A 19200-nucleotide genomic window follows, 5' to 3' on the forward strand; every position below is an offset into this window, starting at 1 on the left:
TCAGGAGGCTTTTCATGAAACGCATTTCGACTCTTTTCCTGCTCGCATCGCTGGGTTTGGCTGCAGGCGCCGTGCAAGCGGCCCAGCCGGACCCTGGCCTGACCGGTTGCGCCGCCAAACGCAGCGCCATCGAGAACCAGCTGAAAATTGCCCGTGACCACGGTAACAGCGACCAAGTCGCGGGGCTGGAAGAAGCGCTGCGCGGCGTAGACAACTGCACGGATGCCAGCCTGCGCAAAGAGCGTGAGCAGAAGGTGCTCGATGCACGTCACGAAGTGGCGCAGCGGGAAAAGGACCTGAAGAAAGCCGAGAAGAAAGGCGACGCGGAGAAGATCAACAAGCGCAAGGACAAGCTGGCCGAATCGCGTAAAGAGCTGCAGGAAGCGGTCGACGACCTCGACCGCTGAGGCATCCGACGGATAAGCGCGGCCGCCCTACAGGAATTCAAGACAGTTCCACAGAGGGCAGCGCAGGCCATCAATGATTACGAAACTCGGTATGGCACGCCTTGCAAGCCGCTTCGACCTTGTCCATCGGCACTTTCAACTGCGCAGCATCCAGCGGCTGGCTGCGGGTTACCTCGACCAGTTCGCCGGTAACACCCTCCAGCTGACGGGCCAGGTCATGAAAGCGCGCCTGACGCTCCCATACTTCGGCACGGGCGGCGCTGTCACCCCCATCGCGTACCTGTGGAAAGTGCTGCCAGGGCTGGTGCGCAAGGCCGTCCAGCTTCAACGCACCGTCGGCAAATTTCACCCCGTCGAACGGCAACCGGCCACGCAACATGCCGCCCAAGTCTTCGCTGGTCTTGAGCATGTCCTTGAAAATTACCTTGCGCTTGCCCAGCGGCGAGTTGGGGTCGACCCTATCGCACCCACTCAGGGCACCGCCCAGGGCCAGTGCGGCCAGAACAACAACGGTCAATCGCTTCAACATCACACTCACTTCGGCCTACGCAAATGGGCAGCCAGTATCGCTGCCCAAGGGCCAAAGACCAATAGCCACATAAAAAACAGGGGCGAATCTTCATGTTCGCCCATGACAGGAATGCACACATGAAATCTGCCCTGCGCCATCTGGCCTGGACACTGCCAGTGCTGGCTTTGCTGGCCGGTTGCAACGGCGGCGAAAACGCCAAGCCCGAGCCCCACGCCATCGCCACCTACGCCCCGGCCACCTGGAAAGACCTGCCCGCGGTCAGCGATGAAGACTTGCTGGCCGGTTTCTACGCCTGGCGCAGCGGCTGCGAAAAGCTCAAGCGTGACGCGGTGTGGGCCGCCACCTGCGAAGCCGCCGGCAACGCCACAGCCAGCGCCGCCCAGGTGCGTACCTTCCTTGAGCAGAACTTGCAGGTTTACGGCCTGCGCTCCGCCGAGAACAATGCCAACGGTCTGATTACCGGTTACTACGAGCCGGTCTACCCCGGCAGCCTGAGGCAATCGGCGAGCAACCATGTGGCGGTCTACGGCATCCCGGATGACATGATCGTGGTGGACCTGGCCAGCGTGTACCCCGAGCTCAAGGGTAAACGCCTGCGCGGTCGGCTCGATGGCCGGGTGCTCAAACCGTACGACACAGCCGAAGTGATCAACCGCAATGGCGTCAAGGCGCCTGTGCTGGCCTGGCTGACTGATCCAATGGACCTGCAGTTCCTGCAGATCCAGGGCTCCGGCCGGGTTCAACTGGAAGACGGCCGCCAACTGCGCCTGGGCTACGCCGACCAGAACGGCCACCCTTACCGGCCGATCGGCCGCTGGCTGGTGGAACAGGGCCAGCTGAAGAAAGAGGAAGTAAGCATGGGTGCCATTCATGCCTGGGCCCAGGCCAACCCGCAGCGCGTACCGGAACTGCTGGCCAGCAACCCCAGCTACGTGTTCTTCAGCACCCGGCCGGACAGCAATGAAGGCCCGCGCGGTTCGCTGAACGTGCCGCTCACCGCCGGCTACAGCGTGGCCATCGATCGCAAGGTGATTCCGCTGGGGAGCCTGTTATGGCTGTCTACCACACGCCCGGACGGTTCACCCGTGGTACGACCGGTAGGCGCACAGGACACCGGCGGGGCGATTACGGGTGAAGTGCGTGCAGACCTGTTCTGGGGCACCGGGCCGGAAGCCGGCGAGTTGGCCGGGAACATGAAGCAGCAAGGGCAGATCTGGATGTTGTGGCCCAAGGGCCAACCACTGCCAGGAGTACCTAAAGTACTTTGATCGGCGTTGGTTTCTTCGCGGGCGTTGCCCGCGAAGCAGGCAACGCGGCTTCAGATGGAAACCACGAAGAACGATACGATAATTGCCAATCCGGCAAACCACACCAGCGAGCGCAAGGCCGCCCAGTCGGCCAGGTAGCAGATGATGTATAGCAGGCGGCTGGTGATATACATCACCCCCAACACATCCTGGGTCACCTGCTCGGCATTGCCGACGATATCCGCCACCAGCACCGCCGCTGCAAATGCCGGAAACGCCTCATAGCCGTTCTGCTGCGCAGCATGGGCGCGCCGTGGCAGGCCCGACAAGGTATCGAGGAAGGCACGCGGATCGTGATTGTCCTTTAGTCCGAACCGGCCACTGCTCACCTTGGCGATCAAGGCACAAAGCGGGTTCAACAGCAGCGCGATCAGGATGCACCACAGGGCAACGGTCATGCTCAAGACTCCTTGTTCGAAAATGGGTTAGAGCTTCATCACCAGCGTGCCTGCCAGGACCAGCCCGCAAGCTAGGAGTCTCGGCCCGCCAAAAGGTTCTTTGAGGTAGCGCATACCCAGCAGCACCACCAGAATCACGCTCAGTTCCCGTAACGCTGCCGCCTCGGCCACCGACCCCAGGTGCATGGCCCACAACACCAGGGCATAACTGAACAATACGCAAAACCCAACCGCCAAACCCAAACGCCATTGCGTTCGCCAAAACAGGACGAACGGTGCTCGCCGCGCCACGCTGGCCAGCAACGGGAACTGCCAGGCGCTGAGCAGGGTCAGCCACACCAGGTAATCCCACGGTTTGCCCCATAGGCGCACGGCTTGGCCGTCGAACCAGGTGTAGCAGCCGATGCACAGGCCAATCAAGGCGACTACCGGCAGCATCGACCAGGGCAGCCGGTCACCGCCGCCGCCCTGCCACAACAGGCACGCCATGCCGCAGGGGATCAGCAGGATACCGATGATCTGCTGCTGGCTCAGCGATTCCCCGGCAAAGGCCAGGGTCAGCCCCAGCACCACCAGCGGCGACAGCCCGCGCATCAGAGGATAGACCAGCCCCAGGTCACCCACGCGGTAGGCCTGGATCAGCAAATAGCGGTACAGCTGCTCGGCCAACGCGGAGGCGATCAGCCAGGGCCAGATTTCGGCAGGTGGCACATCGACGAAAGGCACGGCCAGCAACGCGAACGCAAGCGCCACCGTGTCCATGCTGGCGATGACCAGCAAGCGCTCGCCGCTGAATTTGATCAGGGTATTCCAGGTCGCATGCAGCAGGGCGGCGACCAGCACCAGGGATGTTGCCAACACGCCTTCTTATCCTTGTGCGGTGTTCAAGGGTTGAATATATGGCATTCCAGAGGGCCACTGCATGGGAACGATTACAGAGATTCCGGTCAAACCCTGTGTCCCGAACCCCGCGCCAGGTCATCAAAGAGCTGCCCGAGCCATTCGGGTTACGACTTGGAAGCCACTGTTACAGGATTCGGGATGCTTGAATTAGTTGCCGCGTTTATCTGCCTCACCACCCTCCTTACCTACGTCAATTACCGCTTCATCGGCCTGCCACCCGCCATCGGCGTGATGGTCACGGCACTGCTGTTCTCCCTGATGCTGCAGGGCCTTAGCCTGATCGGCTTCCCTGGCCTGGAAGAACGTGTCGAAGGCTTGATGAACCAAATCGATTTCAACGACCTGCTGATGCACTGGATGTTGGCCTTCCTGCTGTTTGCCGGTGCATTGCACGTCAACCTCAGCGACCTGCGCAGCTACCGCTGGCCCATTGGCCTGCTGGCCACCTTGGGCGTGCTGATCGCTACCGTGGTCATTGGCTACCTGTCGCACTGGGTATTCGCCTTGTTCGGCTGGCAGGTACCGCTGATCTACTGCCTGCTGTTCGGTGCGCTGATCTCGCCCACCGACCCGATTGCCGTACTGGGCGCGCTGCGTACCGCCAATGCGTCCAAACCGCTGAAAACCACCATCGTTGGCGAATCGCTGTTCAACGACGGCACGGCGGTCGTGGTGTTCACCGTGTTGCTGGGCATCATCCAGCTGGGTGAAACGCCAAGCCTGACCGACACGGCGATCCTGTTCGCCCGCGAGGCCATTGGCGGCGTGGTATTCGGCGGCCTGATCGGCTATGCCACGTACCGCATGATCAAGAGCATCGAGCAGTACCAGGTGGAGGTCATGCTGACCCTGGCACTGGTTATCGGTGGCTCGGCGATGTGCTACGAGCTGCACGTGTCGGCACCGATCGCCATGGTGGTGGCCGGCCTGATCATCGGTAACCTGGGGCGAAACCTGGCGATGAATGACATGACGCGCCGCTACATGGACGGTTTCTGGGAGCTGATCGATGACATGCTCAATGCCTTGCTGTTCGCCTTGATCGGCCTGGAGCTGTTGCTGCTGCCGTTCAACTGGATGCACCTGGCGGCCGGCGGCGTGCTGGCGCTGGCGGTGCTGCTGTCGCGGTTGCTGACCGTGGCCCCGGCGATCGTGCTGCTGCGCCGCTGGCGCCCTGTGCCCAAGGGCACGGTACGGGTGCTGACTTGGGGCGGCCTGCGCGGCGGGGTGTCGGTGGCCCTGGCACTGTCGCTGCCGTTGGGCGAGGAGCGTGACCTGCTGCTGTCGATCACCTACATCGTGGTGTTGTCATCGATTCTGGTGCAGGGTTTGAGCATCGGGCGGGTGGTGCGCAAGGTCAGCGCCCAGCCGTGAGGTTTTTGGGGCCGCTTTGCGGCCCCAGAAAATCACTCTACTGCCGAATCCGGGAACTGGTCCTGCACGTACTTGATCTCGGTGCGCCCATGGGCTGCCGGCAAGCCGTCTTCACCCAGGTTTACGAACACCATCTTGTCGACGGTCAGGATGCTCTTGCGGGTGATCTTGTTGCGCACTTCGCACTTGAGGGTGATCGAGGTGCGGCCGAACTCGGTGGCGGTAATGCCCAGCTCGATGATGTCGCCCTGGCGCGACGCACTGACGAAGTTGATTTCCGACATGTACTTGGTCACCACGCGCTGGTTGCCCAGCTGGACGATGGCGTAGATCGCCGCCTCTTCGTCGATCCAGCGCAACAGGCTGCCACCGAACAGGGTGCCATTGGGGTTGAGGTCTTCGGGTTTAACCCATTTGCGGGTGTGAAAGTTCATCTGTACTCCTGACCTGCTTGGCTAACGTGTAGCAATGATGGCAGAGCGGCCGCCATCGCTCCATTGAACATCGACTATCGTCGCGATTAATCGACAGAAAACCTTGGGTGAAGGTGCCGCTCGCGGCTATGATCTGCGCCGCTTCACATGGCTGCCCACAGCGGGGCCATGCCCGCCACCTGTCCGAGGGGCGCTGCAGCAGGCTAGGCCTGTCAGGCTCGGATGGGGCGTTGCTCGCTCTCGCGGGCGCTTAACGCACAACGGCGCCCATTCGCACACTACGAATGGAGGCTCTCATGAGCGCTGCAAACATGCCTGCTGGTTTTACCGATTACAAAGTCGCTGACATCTCCCTGGCCGCCTGGGGCCGTCGCGAAACCATCATTGCCGAATCGGAAATGCCAGCCCTGATGGGCCTGCGTCGCAAGTACCTGACCGAGCAACCGCTCAAGGGTGCGAAGATCCTGGGCTGCATCCACATGACCATCCAGACCGCCGTACTGATCGAAACCCTGGTTGCCCTGGGTGCCGAAGTGCGCTGGTCGTCCTGCAACATCTTCTCGACTCAAGACCAGGCCGCCGCATCGATCGCAGCCGCCGGCATCCCGGTATTCGCCTGGAAAGGTGAAACCGAAGAAGAGTACGAGTGGTGCCTGGAGCAAACCATCCTGAAAGATGGCCAGCCATGGGACGCCAACATGATCCTCGACGACGGCGGCGACCTGACCGAACTGCTGCACAAGAAGTACCCACAGGTGCTGGACCGTGTTCACGGCGTGACCGAAGAAACCACCACCGGCGTGCACCGCCTGCTGGACATGCTGGCCAAGGGCGAGCTGAAAGTCCCGGCGATCAACGTCAACGACTCGGTCACCAAAAGCAAAAACGACAACAAATACGGCTGCCGTCACAGCCTGAACGACGCCATCAAGCGTGGTACCGACCACCTGCTGTCGGGCAAGCAAGCCCTGGTGATCGGCTACGGTGACGTGGGCAAGGGTTCGGCCCAGTCCCTGCGTCAGGAAGGCATGATCGTCAAGGTCACCGAAGTTGACCCAATCTGCGCCATGCAGGCCTGCATGGACGGCTTCGAGCTGGTCTCGCCGTTCATCGACGGTATCAACGACGGCACCGAAGCCAGCATCGACAAGGCCCTGCTGGGCAAGATCGACCTGATCGTGACCACCACCGGTAACGTCAACGTCTGCGACGCCAACATGCTCAAGGCCCTGAAGAAGCGTGCCGTGGTCTGCAACATCGGCCACTTCGACAACGAGATCGACACCGCCTTCATGCGCAAGAACTGGGCTTGGGAAGAGGTCAAGCCGCAGGTGCACAAGATCCACCGCACCGGCGCTGGCAGCTTCGACCCGCAGAACGACGACTACCTGATCCTGCTGGCCGAAGGCCGCCTGGTCAACCTGGGCAACGCCACTGGCCACCCAAGCCGCATCATGGACGGTTCGTTCGCCAACCAGGTACTGGCACAGATCTTCCTGTTCGAGCAGAAGTACGCCGACCTGTCGGCCGAGAAGAAAGCCGAGCGCCTGACCGTTGAAGTGCTGCCGAAGAAGCTCGACGAAGAAGTGGCCCTGGAAATGGTCCGCGGCTTCGGCGGCGTGGTCACCAAACTGACCAAGCAGCAAGCCGACTACATCGGCGTGACCGTCGAAGGCCCGTTCAAGCCACACGCCTACCGCTACTAAGCGGCAAGCTTGAAGCATCGAGCTTCAAGGTTCATGAACGATGCCCAAGCCAGATCGGCCATCACCGATCTGGCTTTTACTTGCAGCTTGCCGCTAGCAGCTGGCTGCTTGAGGAACGAGTGATGTCACAAGAACGCCGCTACAGTTTCGAGTTCTTTCCGACCAAGACCGATGCCGGTCACGAAAAGCTGATGGGCGTCGCCCGCCAGCTGGCCACTTACAACCCGGACTTCTTTTCCTGCACCTACGGTGCCGGTGGCTCGACCCGCGACCGCACGCTGAACACCGTGCTACAGCTGGAAAACGAAGTGAAGGTGCCTGCCGCGCCGCACCTGTCATGCGTGGGTGACTCCAAGGACGACCTGCGCGCCCTGCTGGCCGAATACAAGGCTGCCGGCATCAAGCGCATTGTCGCCCTGCGTGGTGACCTGCCGTCGGGTATGGGCATGGCCAGTGGCGAATTGCGCTACGCCAGTGACCTGGTCGAGTTCATCCGCCAGGAAACCGCCGATCACTTCCACCTGGAAGTGGCCGCCTACCCAGAAATGCACCCACAGGCGCGCAACTTCGAAACCGACTTGGCCAACTTCGTGCACAAGGTCAAGGCCGGTGCCGACAGCGCCATCACCCAGTACTTCTTCAACGCCGACAGCTACTTCTACTTCGTCGAGCGCGCGCAGAAGCTGGGCGTGGACATCCCGGTAGTACCGGGCATCATGCCGATTACCAACTACAGCAAGCTGGCCCGCTTCTCCGATGCCTGCGGCGCCGAGATCCCACGTTGGATCCGCAAGCAGCTGGAAGCCTATGCCGACGACACCGCCAGCATCCAGGCCTTCGGCGAAGAAGTGATTACCCGCATGTGCGAACAGCTGCTGCAAGGCGGCGCACCGGGCCTGCACTTCTATACCCTGAACCAAGCCGAACCGAGCCTGGCGATCTGGAACAACCTGAAGCTGCCACGCTGAAATCTTTTGGCAAAGTCTGCTTAAGAAATGATTAAGGCTTTGGTCATAGACTAAAGCCTTATTCATTTTCGGGTTAAACAGGTCTTGCCTGCCATGCAGCACCCCCAGCCTTCGCGCCCACAGCTTGTCTACCTGGCTTTCGGCCCAGCCACCTATCATCAGGAAGCCTGCTTCAGCATCATCAGCGCCCTCGCCCAACTGGGCAGCGCAGCCAGCGACGCCATAGGCATCCAGGTTTACACCGACAATCCGCAGCCCTACGCCAGCCTGCCCGTCACCGTGCACCTGCTGGACGAGGCCACCCGCCAGGCATGGAACGCCCCGCACGGTTATCACTTTCGCAGCAAGCATGTACTGCTGCGCCAGGTACTGCAGCAACACCCGCTGGCAGTGTTGATCGACACCGACACGTTCTTCCGCACTTCGCCACTGCAACTGTTCGCGCGCGTGGCGCCCGGCCGCCTACTGTGCAACGCCATCGGCCCGCGCTATGGCGCCGACCAGAAGTGCCTGCTGTACAAAAACCTGCTGGCCATTCTCGGCTCACGGGGCCTGGCCGATTGCCAGATGCCACTGATCAACTCCGGGTTGATCGGCCTTACTGCCGAAGACAGCAACACCCTGGACCGCTCCATCGCCATGATGGACGAGTTCTACCCCTTGGCGCGCGAAGCCTACACCCTCGAGGAGTTCTGCTTGGCAGTGGCGGCTTATCGCAAGCTGGAACTGGCCGAGTGCACCGACGTCATCCATCACTACTGGAGCCGCAAGGCGCAGTTCCGCGCCAAGATTCAGGCCTGGCTGCGCAAGCACGGCCACGACCCACTGAGCCCGGCAGCGTTGGCCGACGTTAGTTTGGTCAACGACCAGTTGCCGCGGCCACCCACCCTGCACCGCCTGGGTTACAAGGCACTGAGCCTGACGTTGCCCAGCCAAGAGCGCCAATTCGCCCGCGAATTACTGTATGGCTGCTACCCCTACCCCAACGAATTCGACCGTGCCTGCGCGCCGGCCTGGTGGGACAAGGCCCTGGAAAACCTCAATGCCCGCCATGGCCACATGGAACCCGAGCGACTGCGACAATGCCTGCGCCACCCAGGGTTGCGGTTGTCGCTGGGTGAGCGGCGCAAGGATGTCGAGGCACATCTGCTGCAAACATCGCAAGGCTGAGACATTCGAGGGGCACTGGTCTTGGGCCGGCCGACCGCGTAATCTCCGGCCATGCCACACATCGCCCGCCTGTTCTGGATCCTGCTGCTCGCCTGCCTGAGCCCGTTGGCTCTGGGCGAGCGCCTGCGCCTGGTGACCGACGACTGGGCACCCTATGTGTATCAGCACAACGGCCAACCGCGCGGTATCGACTACGAAGTCACCAGCCAGGTCTTCAAGCGCCTCGGCGTAGAAGTGGAGTGGCAGTTCCTGCCGTGGAAACGCTGCCTGGCCATGGTCGAACAAGGCTTGGCCGATGGCATCCTCGACATCTTCCAGACCGAATCGCGTCAGCCCTACCTGGTGTACGCCCCCGAGCCTATGTCGGACGTCGAATTCGTCCTGTTCCAGGCGCGTGCACGTCGCCATGGCGTAGCCCACCTGGAGGACCTCGCCGGCCTCACCGTCGGCACATCGCCCGGCTACGCCTATGGTGCAGCGTTCAACGACGCCCCCTATTTCGCACGCGAACCCGCGCCTACTCTCGAGGCCAATTTCGGCAAATTGATGCTGGGCCGCATCGACCTGGCGATCACCGACCGTAGGGTTGGGCATTACCTGCTCCATCAGCTGGGCCTGCAACAGCAAGTCGAGGAATTACCGTTGGTGATCAGCCGCCAGACCCAGTATCTGGGGTTGGTGCGCAAGCCCGGGCGGAAGCACTGGCCCTGGCCTTTGCCGAAGAACTGCAGCGGTTCAAGCAAGAACCGGCCTATGCAGCGATCAGCAACCGCTACACAGGCGACATTGGAAACATTCTCAACGCCGTTGAGCAGCAGGAAAGCAGCACAGCGCGATAGCTCTGTTATACTCGGGCCTTCCCGCCCGGCTCACGCCCGGACGCTCGGCCTCGCAACAGGCATCCCGATCGGCACAGACGCCCCTCGCGTCCAGCCCCCGTTTCCCGGATGTGCAGTGAAAGCCCAGCTGGACCGGACGCGATCGCATCCCACCGATGCCCGTCGCGCCAGGCAGAACATCCCAACGGGCCCAGCCCACACGAGAACAGGATCGCCCATGTCCTTTGCTTCCCTCGGTCTCTCCGAGGCTCTTGTCCGCGCTATCGAGGCTGCGGGCTACACCCAGCCGACCCCCGTGCAACAGCGGGCCATTCCCGCCGTGTTGCAAGGCCGCGACCTGATGGTTGCCGCACAGACAGGTACGGGTAAAACCGGCGGCTTCGCCCTGCCGATCCTCGAGCGCCTGTTCCCGGCCGGCCACCCCGACAAGTCGCAGCGTCACGGCCCGCGCCAGCCCCGCGTGCTGGTCCTGACCCCGACCCGCGAACTGGCAGCCCAGGTGCATGACAGCTTCAAGGTCTATGCCCGTGACCTGCCACTGGTCAGCGCCTGCATCTTCGGCGGCGTTGGCATGAACCCGCAGATCCAGGCCATTGCCAAAGGCGTTGACGTGCTGGTCGCCTGCCCAGGCCGCCTGCTCGACCTGGCCGGCCAAGGCAAGGTCGACCTGGCCCACGTGGAAATCCTGGTGCTCGACGAAGCCGACCGCATGCTCGACATGGGCTTCATTCACGACGTCAAGAAGGTCCTCGCCCGCCTGCCGGCCAAGCGCCAGAACCTGCTGTTCTCGGCCACCTTCTCCAAGGACATCACCGACCTCGCCGACAAGCTTCTGCACAACCCGGAGCGCATCGAGGTCACGCCGCCGAACACCACTGTCGAGCGTATCGAGCAGCGCGTCTATCGCCTGCCCGCCAGCCACAAGCGTGCACTGCTGGCACACCTGATCACCCAGGGCGCCTGGGAACAGGTACTGGTGTTCACCCGGACCAAGCACGGCGCCAACCGCTTGGCCGAGTACCTGGAAAAGCACGGCCTGACAGCCGCCGCAATCCACGGCAACAAAAGCCAGAACGCCCGCACCAAAGCCCTGGCCGATTTCAAGGCCAACAGTGTGCGCGTGCTGGTCGCCACCGACATCGCCGCCCGTGGCCTGGACATCGACCAGCTGCCGCACGTGGTCAACTTCGAGCTACCGAACGTCGAGGAAGATTACGTTCACCGCATCGGCCGTACCGGCCGTGCCGGTCGCTCGGGCGAAGCCATTTCCATGGTCGCGCCAGATGAAGAGAAGCTGCTCAAGAGCATCGAGCGGGTGACCAAGCAACGCATCCAGGATGGCGACCTGATGGGCTTCGACGCCAGCCAGGTAGAAGCCGAAAAGCCTGAAGTGCGCGAGCGCCCGCAGAACAGCGGCCGCGGTGGCCGCAACCAGCAGGGCCGCGGCGAAGGCGGTAAAGACGCCAACGGCGGCCGCAAGGACAAGGGCAAGGACAAAGGCAAGGCCAAGCAGCAAGCTGCAGAAAAGCCGGCCGACAAGGAAAACAGCGGCGACAAGCAACAGCAGCCGCGCAAGCCGCGTGACAAGAAGCCACGCCAACAGCAGCAGGCCAGCAGCAACAGCGTGCCGAAAGTACCGGCCGACCGCGACCCGGAAGAATTCCTGGACGACGATGTCGACAACTTCGGTAACCGTGCCGACTACGTCAGCCCGTACCAAGGCAAGAACCAAGGCCGCAATCGCCGCCCGGGTGGCGGTGCAGGCCAGGGCCAGAATAGCGGTCAACGCAGCAACGCTGGGGGCCAGGGCCAAGCTCGCAGTGGCGGCCAGCAGCGTAGTGGCGGCAGCGGTGGTGGCGGCGAAAAGCGCCCTGCCCGCGCCAACAACGGTGGCGGTGCCCGTCGTGACGGCGGTGGCCGTGGTCGCCCAGCCCGTGATGACGCAGCCCGGCAGGAGCCTGCCGTGCGTAACCCACGCCAGCCAGAAAAACAACCGGTGATCATCCGCAAGGAATCCAAGCTCGACCGTTACCCGACGCCTGAGCAGTTGGATGACGTGCCGACCCGACCACGCGGTGAGCGCCCGGCCTTGTTGACCCGAAAAGGCTGAACCCGGAGTAGCCCGATTTCAGGGCACTCCACGGGAAACGAAAACGCCGCCCAATGGGCGGCGTTTTTCATTGCCAAGGCAATGCTTACTTCTGCTTCACACCTTCGACACTGATATCCAGGTCCAGCGTCTGCGAAGTAGCGCCTGGGCCTTTGATGCCGAAGTCATTCAGGTTCAGGGTGGTGGTGGCGTTGAAACCAGCGCGCTCACCGCCCCATGGGTCCTTGCCTTCACCGTTGAAGGTTGCCTTGAAGGTGACCGGCTTGGTTACGCCGTGCATGGTCAGGTCGCCCGTAACGTCAGCAGTCTTTTCGCCAGTCGACTTGACGGCAGTAGAAACGAACTTGGCTTCAGGATACTTCTTCACATCGAGGAAGTCGGCGCTGGCGATGTGCTTGTCACGCTCGGCGTGGTTCGACCACAGGCTGGCGGTCTTCAGGTCGACGCTGATCTTGCTGGCTTCAGGCTTGGCGCTGTCCCAGGTGAAGTTGCCGTCGAAGTCCTTGAAGGTACCGTGGATGAAGCTGTAGCCCAGGTGGCTGATTTTCCAGTCAACGAACGCGTGCTGGCCTTCCTTGTCGATCTTGTACTCGGCAGCCATGGCCTGGCCAGCGGAGAGCAGAGCGGTACCGAGCGCCAGAGCGGCAAAAGTCTTTTTCAACATCCTGTTCCTTCCTATGCAATTGAGGTTGAGAGTCAAGCTTTGCGGCCCAGCATACGGGTCAGGGTCGCGTCACGGTCGATGAAATGGTGCTTGAGCGCTGCCAGGGCATGCAGCACGGCAAAAATCACCAGGCCCCATGCCAGCCACAGATGAATCACCCCCGCCACATCTGCCTGGTCGGGCAGGTCGCTGACCAGTGCCGGCACTTCGAACAGGCCGAACACCGGAATGCCGACGCCGTCGGCGGTGGAAATCAGGTAACCGGCCGCCATCACCGCAAACAGCCCAAGGTACAGGGCCAAATGGCCCAGCTTGGCCGCCAGGCGTGTGACCGCGCCATGGTTGGCGGGCGCCGGAGGTGGGGGGCTGATGAAACGCCAGACCACCCGCAGCAACATCACTGCCAGCAAAACCAGGCCGATACTCTTGTGCAGGTCCGGCCCGGCTTTGCGCCAGGGGCTGTAGTAGTCGAGACCGACCATCCACAGGCCCAGGCCGAACAGGCCGAAGACTGCCAGCGCCACGCCCCAATGCAGGACGATACTGACCACGCCGTAGCGAGAGGGTGAATTGCGCAGTTGCATGTTGGCGTGTTTCTCCGTGAAAGCTGTGCACAGACTAACGCGTAACGTATCGAATAAAAGCGGAAAAAATTGCTTCGGATTATCGAGAAATCCGATATGTATTCTGTAAGCTTCCCATTAAGGAAACATTAACGATAGCCGGGGAAATAGAGGTTGCCAGTACCGGCCTCGTGCTGCCAAGCGGTCGGTACTGGCGATCGATCAGCCAGCCTTGGCCTGGGTATTGGCCACAGCCTTCTTCGCAGGCTCGGACTTGGCTGTCGCTTTCTTGGCCTCAACAGGTTTGTGCGTCGGCGCATGCTTGGCCGGTGCCGCCTTGGTGGCCGCAGGCTTGGCAGCCGCTTCCTTCACTGCAGGTGCAGGCGCGACCGGGGCGGGCGCGGTTTGGGGAGCAGGCGCTGGGGCTGGCGCCACTGCTTCAGCCTTGGCAATCGGTTCTGCCTTCACCTCGGGCGTGTCCGCCCCACCAAACAGACGCTTGAAGAAGCCAGGTTTGTCCTGCTTGGCCTCATCGACAGGCTTCGACTCAGCTTTGGCAGGCGCCGCGTCAGGCTTGTCAGCCTTGTCAGACGAACCACCAAACATGTTCGAGAAGAACCCACCCTTGCTCGCCTTGGCGGCCGCCGAACCCGCCGCCGCCGCTGCGACCGGTGCCGCCTTGGCAGGGTCAAACGACTTGCCGGCCAGCAGATCCTGGGCCTGGCTGGCCGCACGCTGGCCGCTGCGCAGGGCGCCTTCCAGGGTGCCTGGATACAGGGCGTCGGTGTGCTCGCCAGCAAAAGTGATGCGCTGCACCGGGCGCTCCCACAGGCGCCAGTACTTGCTGATCTGCCCTGGGCCATAGGCCAGATAGGCGCCGCCGGTACCGGCGTCGGTGCTGTAGCGCTTGACCTCATAACCGGTGAAGGCACCACGGGCCTGCGGGTAGAAGGCATGCAGGCGTATCAGCACCTGGTCGACCATCTGCTTGTCGCCAAACGCCTGCAGCAGGCGGGCGTTGTCGCCGGACAGGTTGATGACCACGTTGGCGCCGCCCTTGAGCGCCGGCTCGATCCACAGCATGCCAAGGCCGGCGTTACTGAAGATTTCGCCCGACATGCGCGCGCGGCTTTCCCATACCGGCTTCTTGAACTTGAGCATCAGCTGGTCGCGCCAGCCATAGTTGGTACCCTTGAGCGCGGCCAGGTGCTGGCTGTCCAGGCCTGGGGTCATCTGGATTTTGGCCAGGGCGCGCAGCGGCACGGCCATTACCAGGTAATCCGCCTGGTAGCCGACGCTGCCGACTTTTACCGTGACGCCGTCCTTGTCCTGGACAATGGCGGTGACCGGCGAGCTGGTCTTGATGGTTTTCAATTGCTTGACGAAGGCCTGGGCCAGCACCGGGCTGCCACCGGGCAGCCGCGCGGCGCGCAGGTCGCGGTCGCTGACGCCGCGGTACACGCGGTTCTGCTGGGCGAAATACAGCAACGACAGGCGCGACGGTTCATCGTAGCGCGTACGGATCTGCTGGTTGACCAGCTGGCGGGCGGTGGTCGGCAGTTGCAGTTTGTCCAGCCAGGTGGAGACGTTGATCTGGTCGAGGGCGAACAACGTGCTGTTTGCTTGCGGGTTCAGCGGGTCGTCGATCGAACGGGCCAGGTCGTCGAGGGTTTTCTCGTAACGCTTGAGCGCCTCGGCGGTAGCCGGCTGCTTGGTGGCCAGGTCGGTGGCACTGAAGTACTCGCCGTCGATCAGGTAACCGGGGGTACGCACGAACTCCGGCGCTGGCAGTGTTTCAAGCTTGAAACGGTCCAGGTACTGGTTCAGCACCGGCTGCGCCTTGGCATTGCCGATCCACTCGCTGGTTGCCAGGCCAGAACGCCCGCCCATGCCCGCCTTGGCCTCCAGCAGCGTTACCTGCCAGCCTTTGTTCTGCAACTCGTAGGCGGCCGTCAGGCCTGCCAGGCCGCCACCCACGACAATTGCCGTAGGCGTCTTGTCCTTTGCCAGCGCGGCGCCGCTGGACACACCAATCAATACCAACGCGCACAGGCGCACCCAAGCAGCAGCCATGTTGGCGAACTCCGAGTCAGAGGTTACAGAAACGGGGAGAGGCAGGGATGCCCCAGGAAGATGCGTTAAGAATACGTCAGGTCCGACCACCCTGCCAGCGCAGTGACATCAAGTCCTTTTGGCAACTGACATTTTTGCCAGTAGCCATGTCACACGATGGCAGGTAAAGCTGGCGAAGTTGGCCAGCAGCCCCGCCAGGAGGGCATACGCATGATCTTCGAGGAGCACTTCCAACACGTCGAACGGCAGTATCTGTGGCACAAGCAGACGCTTCATATGGCATCCGGGCTGAGTATCCGCTCCAACAGCACCTCCTGGACCGGCTTTCATGAAGCGTTCAAGGGTGAAGACGGCACCGAACTGGTGATTGGTGAACACAGCGACGTGGAAATCACCTTCGCCCAGGAAGTCGAATGCTTGCGGCTGGAATACTATGTGGTCAGCGATTTTCTCTGCGACGACCTGCACATGTTGTTCGATGCCGAGAACCAAGGCCATGACCTGGCTGCACCGACGCTGCTCAACTTCTACTGGCTTACCTTGGAAGGCAACGGCTTGCGCGACCTGCGCCCCGGCCCCATCGCCACACACCCCTACTACCAGCTGATCGAAGGGCCATTCCGGCGCCTGACCATTTCCACCTCGCAGGCTGGCACCGTGCACATCCGTCGCCTCGAATGGACCGGCACCCACCGCCATTGAACGGCAGCGGTTGTCCTGCCCTGCGGCATTGCTTAAGCTTACGCGGTCGAACCACGCCGTAAAGCCAGGAGAAGTGCCGATGGGCCTCAATGATCAGTGGATGCAACGCGACCTCAAGGTCCTGTGGCACCCCTGCACCCAGATGAAAGACCACGAGCAGCTGCCGCTGATCCCGATCAAACGCGGCGAAGGTGTGTGGCTGGAGGACTTCGAAGGCAAGCGCTACCTGGACGCGGTGAGCAGTTGGTGGGTCAATGTGTTCGGCCACGCCAACCCGCGCATCAACCAGCGCATCAAGGACCAGGTGGATCAGCTGGAACACGTGATCCTGGCCGGTTTCAGCCACCAGCCGGTCATCGAGTTGTCCGAGCGCCTGGTGGCCATGACCCCGGCCGGCCTCGACCGGGTGTTTTACGCCGACAATGGCTCGTCGTGCATCGAAGTGGCGCTGAAGATGAGCTTCCACTACTGGCAGAATGTCGGCAAACCGGACAAGAAGCGCTTCGTCACCCTGACCAACAGCTATCACGGCGAAACCATTGCCGCCATGTCGGTAGGCGATGTGCCGCTGTTTACCGAAACCTACAAGGCGCTGCTGCTCGACACCCTCAAGGTGCCCAGCCCCGATTGCTACCTGCGCCCCGAGGGCATGAGCTGGGAAGAGCACTCGCGCAACATGTTCCAGGCCATGGAACAGACCCTGGCCGAGCACCACGCCTCGATCAGCGCCGTGATCGTCGAGCCGCTGATCCAAGGTGCAGGCGGCATGCGCATGTACCACCCGGTTTACCTCAAGCTGCTGCGCGAGGCCTGCGACCGCTACGACGTGCACCTGATCCACGACGAGATCGCCGTGGGCTTCGGCCGTACCGGCACGATGTTCGCCTGCGAGCAGGCCGGCATCCGCCCAGACTTCCTGTGCCTGTCCAAGGCCCTGACCGGCGGTTACCTGCCGCTGGCCGCCTGCCTGACCACCGACAAGGTGTACCAGGCCTTCTACGATGACTACCCGACCTTGCGTGCGTTCCTGCATTCGCACAGCTACACCGGCAACCCGCTGGCGTGCGCAGCGGCGCTGGCGACCCTGGACATCTTCGAGCAGGACAACGTGATCGAGGCCAACAAGGCTCTTGCCACGCGTATGGCCACAGCCACTGCGCACCTGGCCGACCATGCTCACGTTGCCGAAATTCGTCAGACCGGCATGGCCCTGGCCATCGAGATGGTGAAAGACAAGACTGGCAAGGTTGCCTACCCCTGGCAAGAGCGGCGTGGCCTGAAGGTATTCGAACACGCCCTGACCCGCGGCGCCCTGCTGCGGCCGCTGGGCAATGTGGTGTACTTCCTGCCGCCGTATGTGATCACCCCGGAGCAGATCGACTTCCTTGCCGAGGTGGCCAGTGAAGGCATCGACATAGCCACCCGCGATAGCGTCAGCGTTGCCGTGCCGGCCAACTTCCACCCCGACTTCCGCGATCCGGGCTAAGCCCGAAAGCCGGCGCCGACCCCCTGTAGGAGCGGCCTTGTGTCGCGAAAGGGCCGCGCAGCGGCCCCAAGCAATTCATGCATCGCCGCTGAAACCCTGGGGCCGCTGCGCAGCCCTTTCGCGACACAAGGCCGCTCCTACAACGGGCGAGTAAACCTTTAAAACGAGCACCCCATGAGACTGTCCCGCTTCTTCATCGACGCCCCCCTGAGCCTTGGCGAACACGACCTGCCCGAGGCCCAGGCCCACTACATCGGCCGCGTGCTGCGCATGGCCCCCGGCGACGCCGTGCAGCTGTTCGACGGCAGCGGCCAGGAATACCTCGGCCAACTGCTTGAAGTGGGCAAGAAAACCGTGCGTGTCAGCCTCGACCAAGCCTTCACCGGCCAGGCCGACTCACCGCTGCACGTGCACCTCGGCCAAGGCCTGTCGCGCGGCGAACGCATGGACTGGGCGATCCAGAAGGCCACCGAACTGGGCGCCAACGAAATCACCCCGATCGTCAGCGAACGCTGCGAAGTGCGCCTGAAGGACGAACGTGCCGACAAACGTCTGGCCCACTGGCGCCAAGTGGCGATCAGTGCCTGCGAACAATGCGGGCGCTCAACCTTGCCGGTCATCCACCCACCCGTGCCCCTAACCGAGTGGCTGAGCAGCACTCAGGCTGACCTGAAGCTGGTCCTGCACCCGGTGGCCGAACCGCTCACCAGCCATGCCAAGCCTGCAGGCCTGGCCTTCCTGATCGGCCCCGAAGGCGGCCTTAGCGAAGCCGAAGTCGAACAGGCCAAAGCCGCCGGTTTCCACGCAGCACGCCTTGGCCCACGCGTGCTGCGCACCGAAACCGCGCCGGTGGTGGCGCTGTCGGTGGCACAGCAGCTGTGGGGCGACTTTTAACTAACGCACATAGAACGACACCGCCACGAAGTGCATGAGGCTGCCGGCAATTACGAAGAGGTGCCAGATGCCGTGCCAGTGGCGGAAACGGCTATCGAAGGCGAAGAAGATGATGCCGACGGTGTAGAACACCCCGCCGGCCGCCAGCCAGGTAAAACCTGCGGTGCCCAGCGTATTGAGCAATGGCTTGACTGCAACCAGCACGATCCAGCCCATCACGGCATAAATGATGATCGACAGGATCCGCGCCTCGGAGCGCGGCTTGATCTCCTGCAACATGCCAATCACCGCCAGCCCCCAGACCACACCGAACAGGCTCCAGCCCCACGGGCCGCGCAGGCTGACCAGGCAAAACGGCGTGTAGCTGCCGGCGATCAACAGGTAGATCGACAGGTGATCGAGCTTGCGCATGATCACCTTCGCTCGCCCGCGGGTGCTGTGGTACAGGGTGGAAATGCTGTACAGCAACAGCAGCGTGCTGCCGTAGATGGAGAAACTGACGATCTTCCACGGGTCGCCTTGCAGGCCCGCGACCACGATCAGCCAGATGGCACCGATACAGGCGAGGACAGCACCGACCAGGTGAGTCCAGGCGTTGAAGCGTTCACCGTAATACATGCAAACACAGACCTCCCGAGGTGGGCTGGGTTCCTGAAGCAGTCTTTTTCGG

Annotated in this window: 18 protein-coding genes, 1 pseudogene and 1 riboswitch; of the genes and pseudogenes, 11 read left to right on the plus strand and 8 right to left on the minus strand. The window is 62.4% G+C overall.

Translation table 11 applies throughout. The features are described from left to right. The first annotated feature begins 14 nt into the window (after positions 1-14). On the plus strand, positions 15-407 hold the full coding sequence (locus AB5975_07795; protein ID XDR21732.1) for a DUF1090 domain-containing protein: 393 nt from the start codon (positions 15-17) through the stop codon (positions 405-407). A 70-nt stretch (positions 408-477) separates the two neighbouring features. Here AB5975_07795 and AB5975_07800 read toward each other — a convergent pair whose 3' ends face one another. After that, positions 478-936, minus strand: coding sequence for a cytochrome c (locus AB5975_07800; GenBank protein XDR21733.1), 459 nt, complete (start codon positions 934-936; stop codon positions 478-480). Between the two features lie 119 nt (positions 937-1055). On the opposite strand from AB5975_07800, the gene AB5975_07805 reads away from it, so the two are divergent. Further along, the gene (locus AB5975_07805) at positions 1056-2207 is read left to right on the plus strand and encodes a murein transglycosylase A (GenBank protein ID XDR21734.1); all 1152 of its coding nucleotides are present in this window, start codon (positions 1056-1058) and stop codon (positions 2205-2207) included. Between the two features lie 50 nt (positions 2208-2257). Here the strand turns inward: AB5975_07805 and AB5975_07810 are convergent, their stop codons facing one another. Further along, positions 2258-2644: an MAPEG family protein gene (locus tag AB5975_07810; protein XDR21735.1), complete on the minus strand. Its 387-nt coding sequence runs from the start codon at positions 2642-2644 to the stop codon at positions 2258-2260. 27 nt (positions 2645-2671) lie between these two features. Next, positions 2672-3505, minus strand: a complete 834-nt coding sequence (locus tag AB5975_07815; GenBank protein ID XDR21736.1) for an EamA family transporter — start codon at positions 3503-3505, stop codon at positions 2672-2674. 180 nt (positions 3506-3685) lie between these two features. Between AB5975_07815 and AB5975_07820 the strand changes: the two genes are divergently transcribed. Continuing rightward, positions 3686-4921 carry a cation:proton antiporter gene (locus AB5975_07820; GenBank protein XDR21737.1) on the plus strand — a complete coding sequence of 412 codons (1236 nt, stop codon included), beginning with the start codon at positions 3686-3688 and terminating at the stop codon, positions 4919-4921. Positions 4922-4953: 32 nt separating this feature from the next. Here the strand turns inward: AB5975_07820 and AB5975_07825 are convergent, their stop codons facing one another. Further along, a complete protein-coding gene (locus AB5975_07825; GenBank protein XDR21738.1) occupies positions 4954-5355 on the minus strand; it encodes an acyl-CoA thioesterase in 402 nt (133 codons plus the stop codon). A gap of 179 nt (positions 5356-5534) precedes the next feature. After that, positions 5535-5631, plus strand: a riboswitch (S-adenosyl-L-homocysteine riboswitch). Positions 5632-5651: 20 nt separating this feature from the next. Here AB5975_07825 and ahcY point away from each other — a divergent pair. From ahcY to AB5975_07850, 5 genes and pseudogenes are all read left to right on the plus strand, one after another. After that, complete coding sequence (ahcY, locus tag AB5975_07830) at positions 5652-7061, plus strand: adenosylhomocysteinase (GenBank protein ID XDR21739.1); 1410 nt, start codon at positions 5652-5654, stop codon at positions 7059-7061. A 122-nt stretch (positions 7062-7183) separates the two neighbouring features. Then, complete coding sequence (gene metF, locus AB5975_07835; GenBank protein XDR21740.1) at positions 7184-8029, plus strand: methylenetetrahydrofolate reductase [NAD(P)H]; 846 nt, start codon at positions 7184-7186, stop codon at positions 8027-8029. 93 nt (positions 8030-8122) lie between these two features. Further along, complete coding sequence (locus AB5975_07840) at positions 8123-9199, plus strand: hypothetical protein (protein XDR21741.1); 1077 nt, start codon at positions 8123-8125, stop codon at positions 9197-9199. Between the two features lie 51 nt (positions 9200-9250). Then, positions 9251-10038 (plus strand): annotated as a pseudogene (locus AB5975_07845) (substrate-binding periplasmic protein). Between the two features lie 217 nt (positions 10039-10255). Then, positions 10256-12148, plus strand: coding sequence for a DEAD/DEAH box helicase (locus AB5975_07850; protein XDR21742.1), 1893 nt, complete (start codon positions 10256-10258; stop codon positions 12146-12148). 85 nt (positions 12149-12233) lie between these two features. Here AB5975_07850 and AB5975_07855 read toward each other — a convergent pair whose 3' ends face one another. The 3 genes from AB5975_07855 to AB5975_07865 all read right to left on the minus strand — a co-directional run bounded on the left by AB5975_07855 (position 12234) and on the right by AB5975_07865 (position 15448). Continuing rightward, a complete protein-coding gene (locus tag AB5975_07855; GenBank protein XDR21743.1) occupies positions 12234-12812 on the minus strand; it encodes a YceI family protein in 579 nt (192 codons plus the stop codon). A gap of 32 nt (positions 12813-12844) precedes the next feature. Further along, entirely contained in the window at positions 12845-13396 is a 552-nt protein-coding gene (locus tag AB5975_07860) for a cytochrome b (protein XDR21744.1), read from the minus strand. Between the two features lie 201 nt (positions 13397-13597). Continuing rightward, the gene (locus AB5975_07865; GenBank protein ID XDR21745.1) at positions 13598-15448 is read right to left on the minus strand and encodes a flavin monoamine oxidase family protein; all 1851 of its coding nucleotides are present in this window, start codon (positions 15446-15448) and stop codon (positions 13598-13600) included. Between the two features lie 210 nt (positions 15449-15658). Between AB5975_07865 and AB5975_07870 the strand changes: the two genes are divergently transcribed. The 3 genes from AB5975_07870 to AB5975_07880 all read left to right on the plus strand — a co-directional run bounded on the left by AB5975_07870 (position 15659) and on the right by AB5975_07880 (position 18530). After that, a complete protein-coding gene (locus AB5975_07870) occupies positions 15659-16150 on the plus strand; it encodes a hypothetical protein (protein XDR21746.1) in 492 nt (163 codons plus the stop codon). 79 nt (positions 16151-16229) lie between these two features. Continuing rightward, positions 16230-17636: an adenosylmethionine--8-amino-7-oxononanoate transaminase gene (locus AB5975_07875; protein ID XDR21747.1), complete on the plus strand. Its 1407-nt coding sequence runs from the start codon at positions 16230-16232 to the stop codon at positions 17634-17636. Positions 17637-17810: 174 nt separating this feature from the next. Then, complete coding sequence (locus tag AB5975_07880) at positions 17811-18530, plus strand: 16S rRNA (uracil(1498)-N(3))-methyltransferase (protein ID XDR21748.1); 720 nt, start codon at positions 17811-17813, stop codon at positions 18528-18530. On the opposite strand, the gene AB5975_07885 is transcribed toward AB5975_07880, so the two are convergent. Further along, positions 18531-19148: a hemolysin III family protein gene (locus AB5975_07885; GenBank protein XDR21749.1), complete on the minus strand. Its 618-nt coding sequence runs from the start codon at positions 19146-19148 to the stop codon at positions 18531-18533. It lies immediately after the preceding gene. Positions 19149-19200 lie beyond the last annotated feature (52 nt).

Source organism: Pseudomonas putida, assembly GCA_041071465.1.
GTDB lineage: Bacteria > Pseudomonadota > Gammaproteobacteria > Pseudomonadales > Pseudomonadaceae > Aquipseudomonas > Aquipseudomonas putida_P.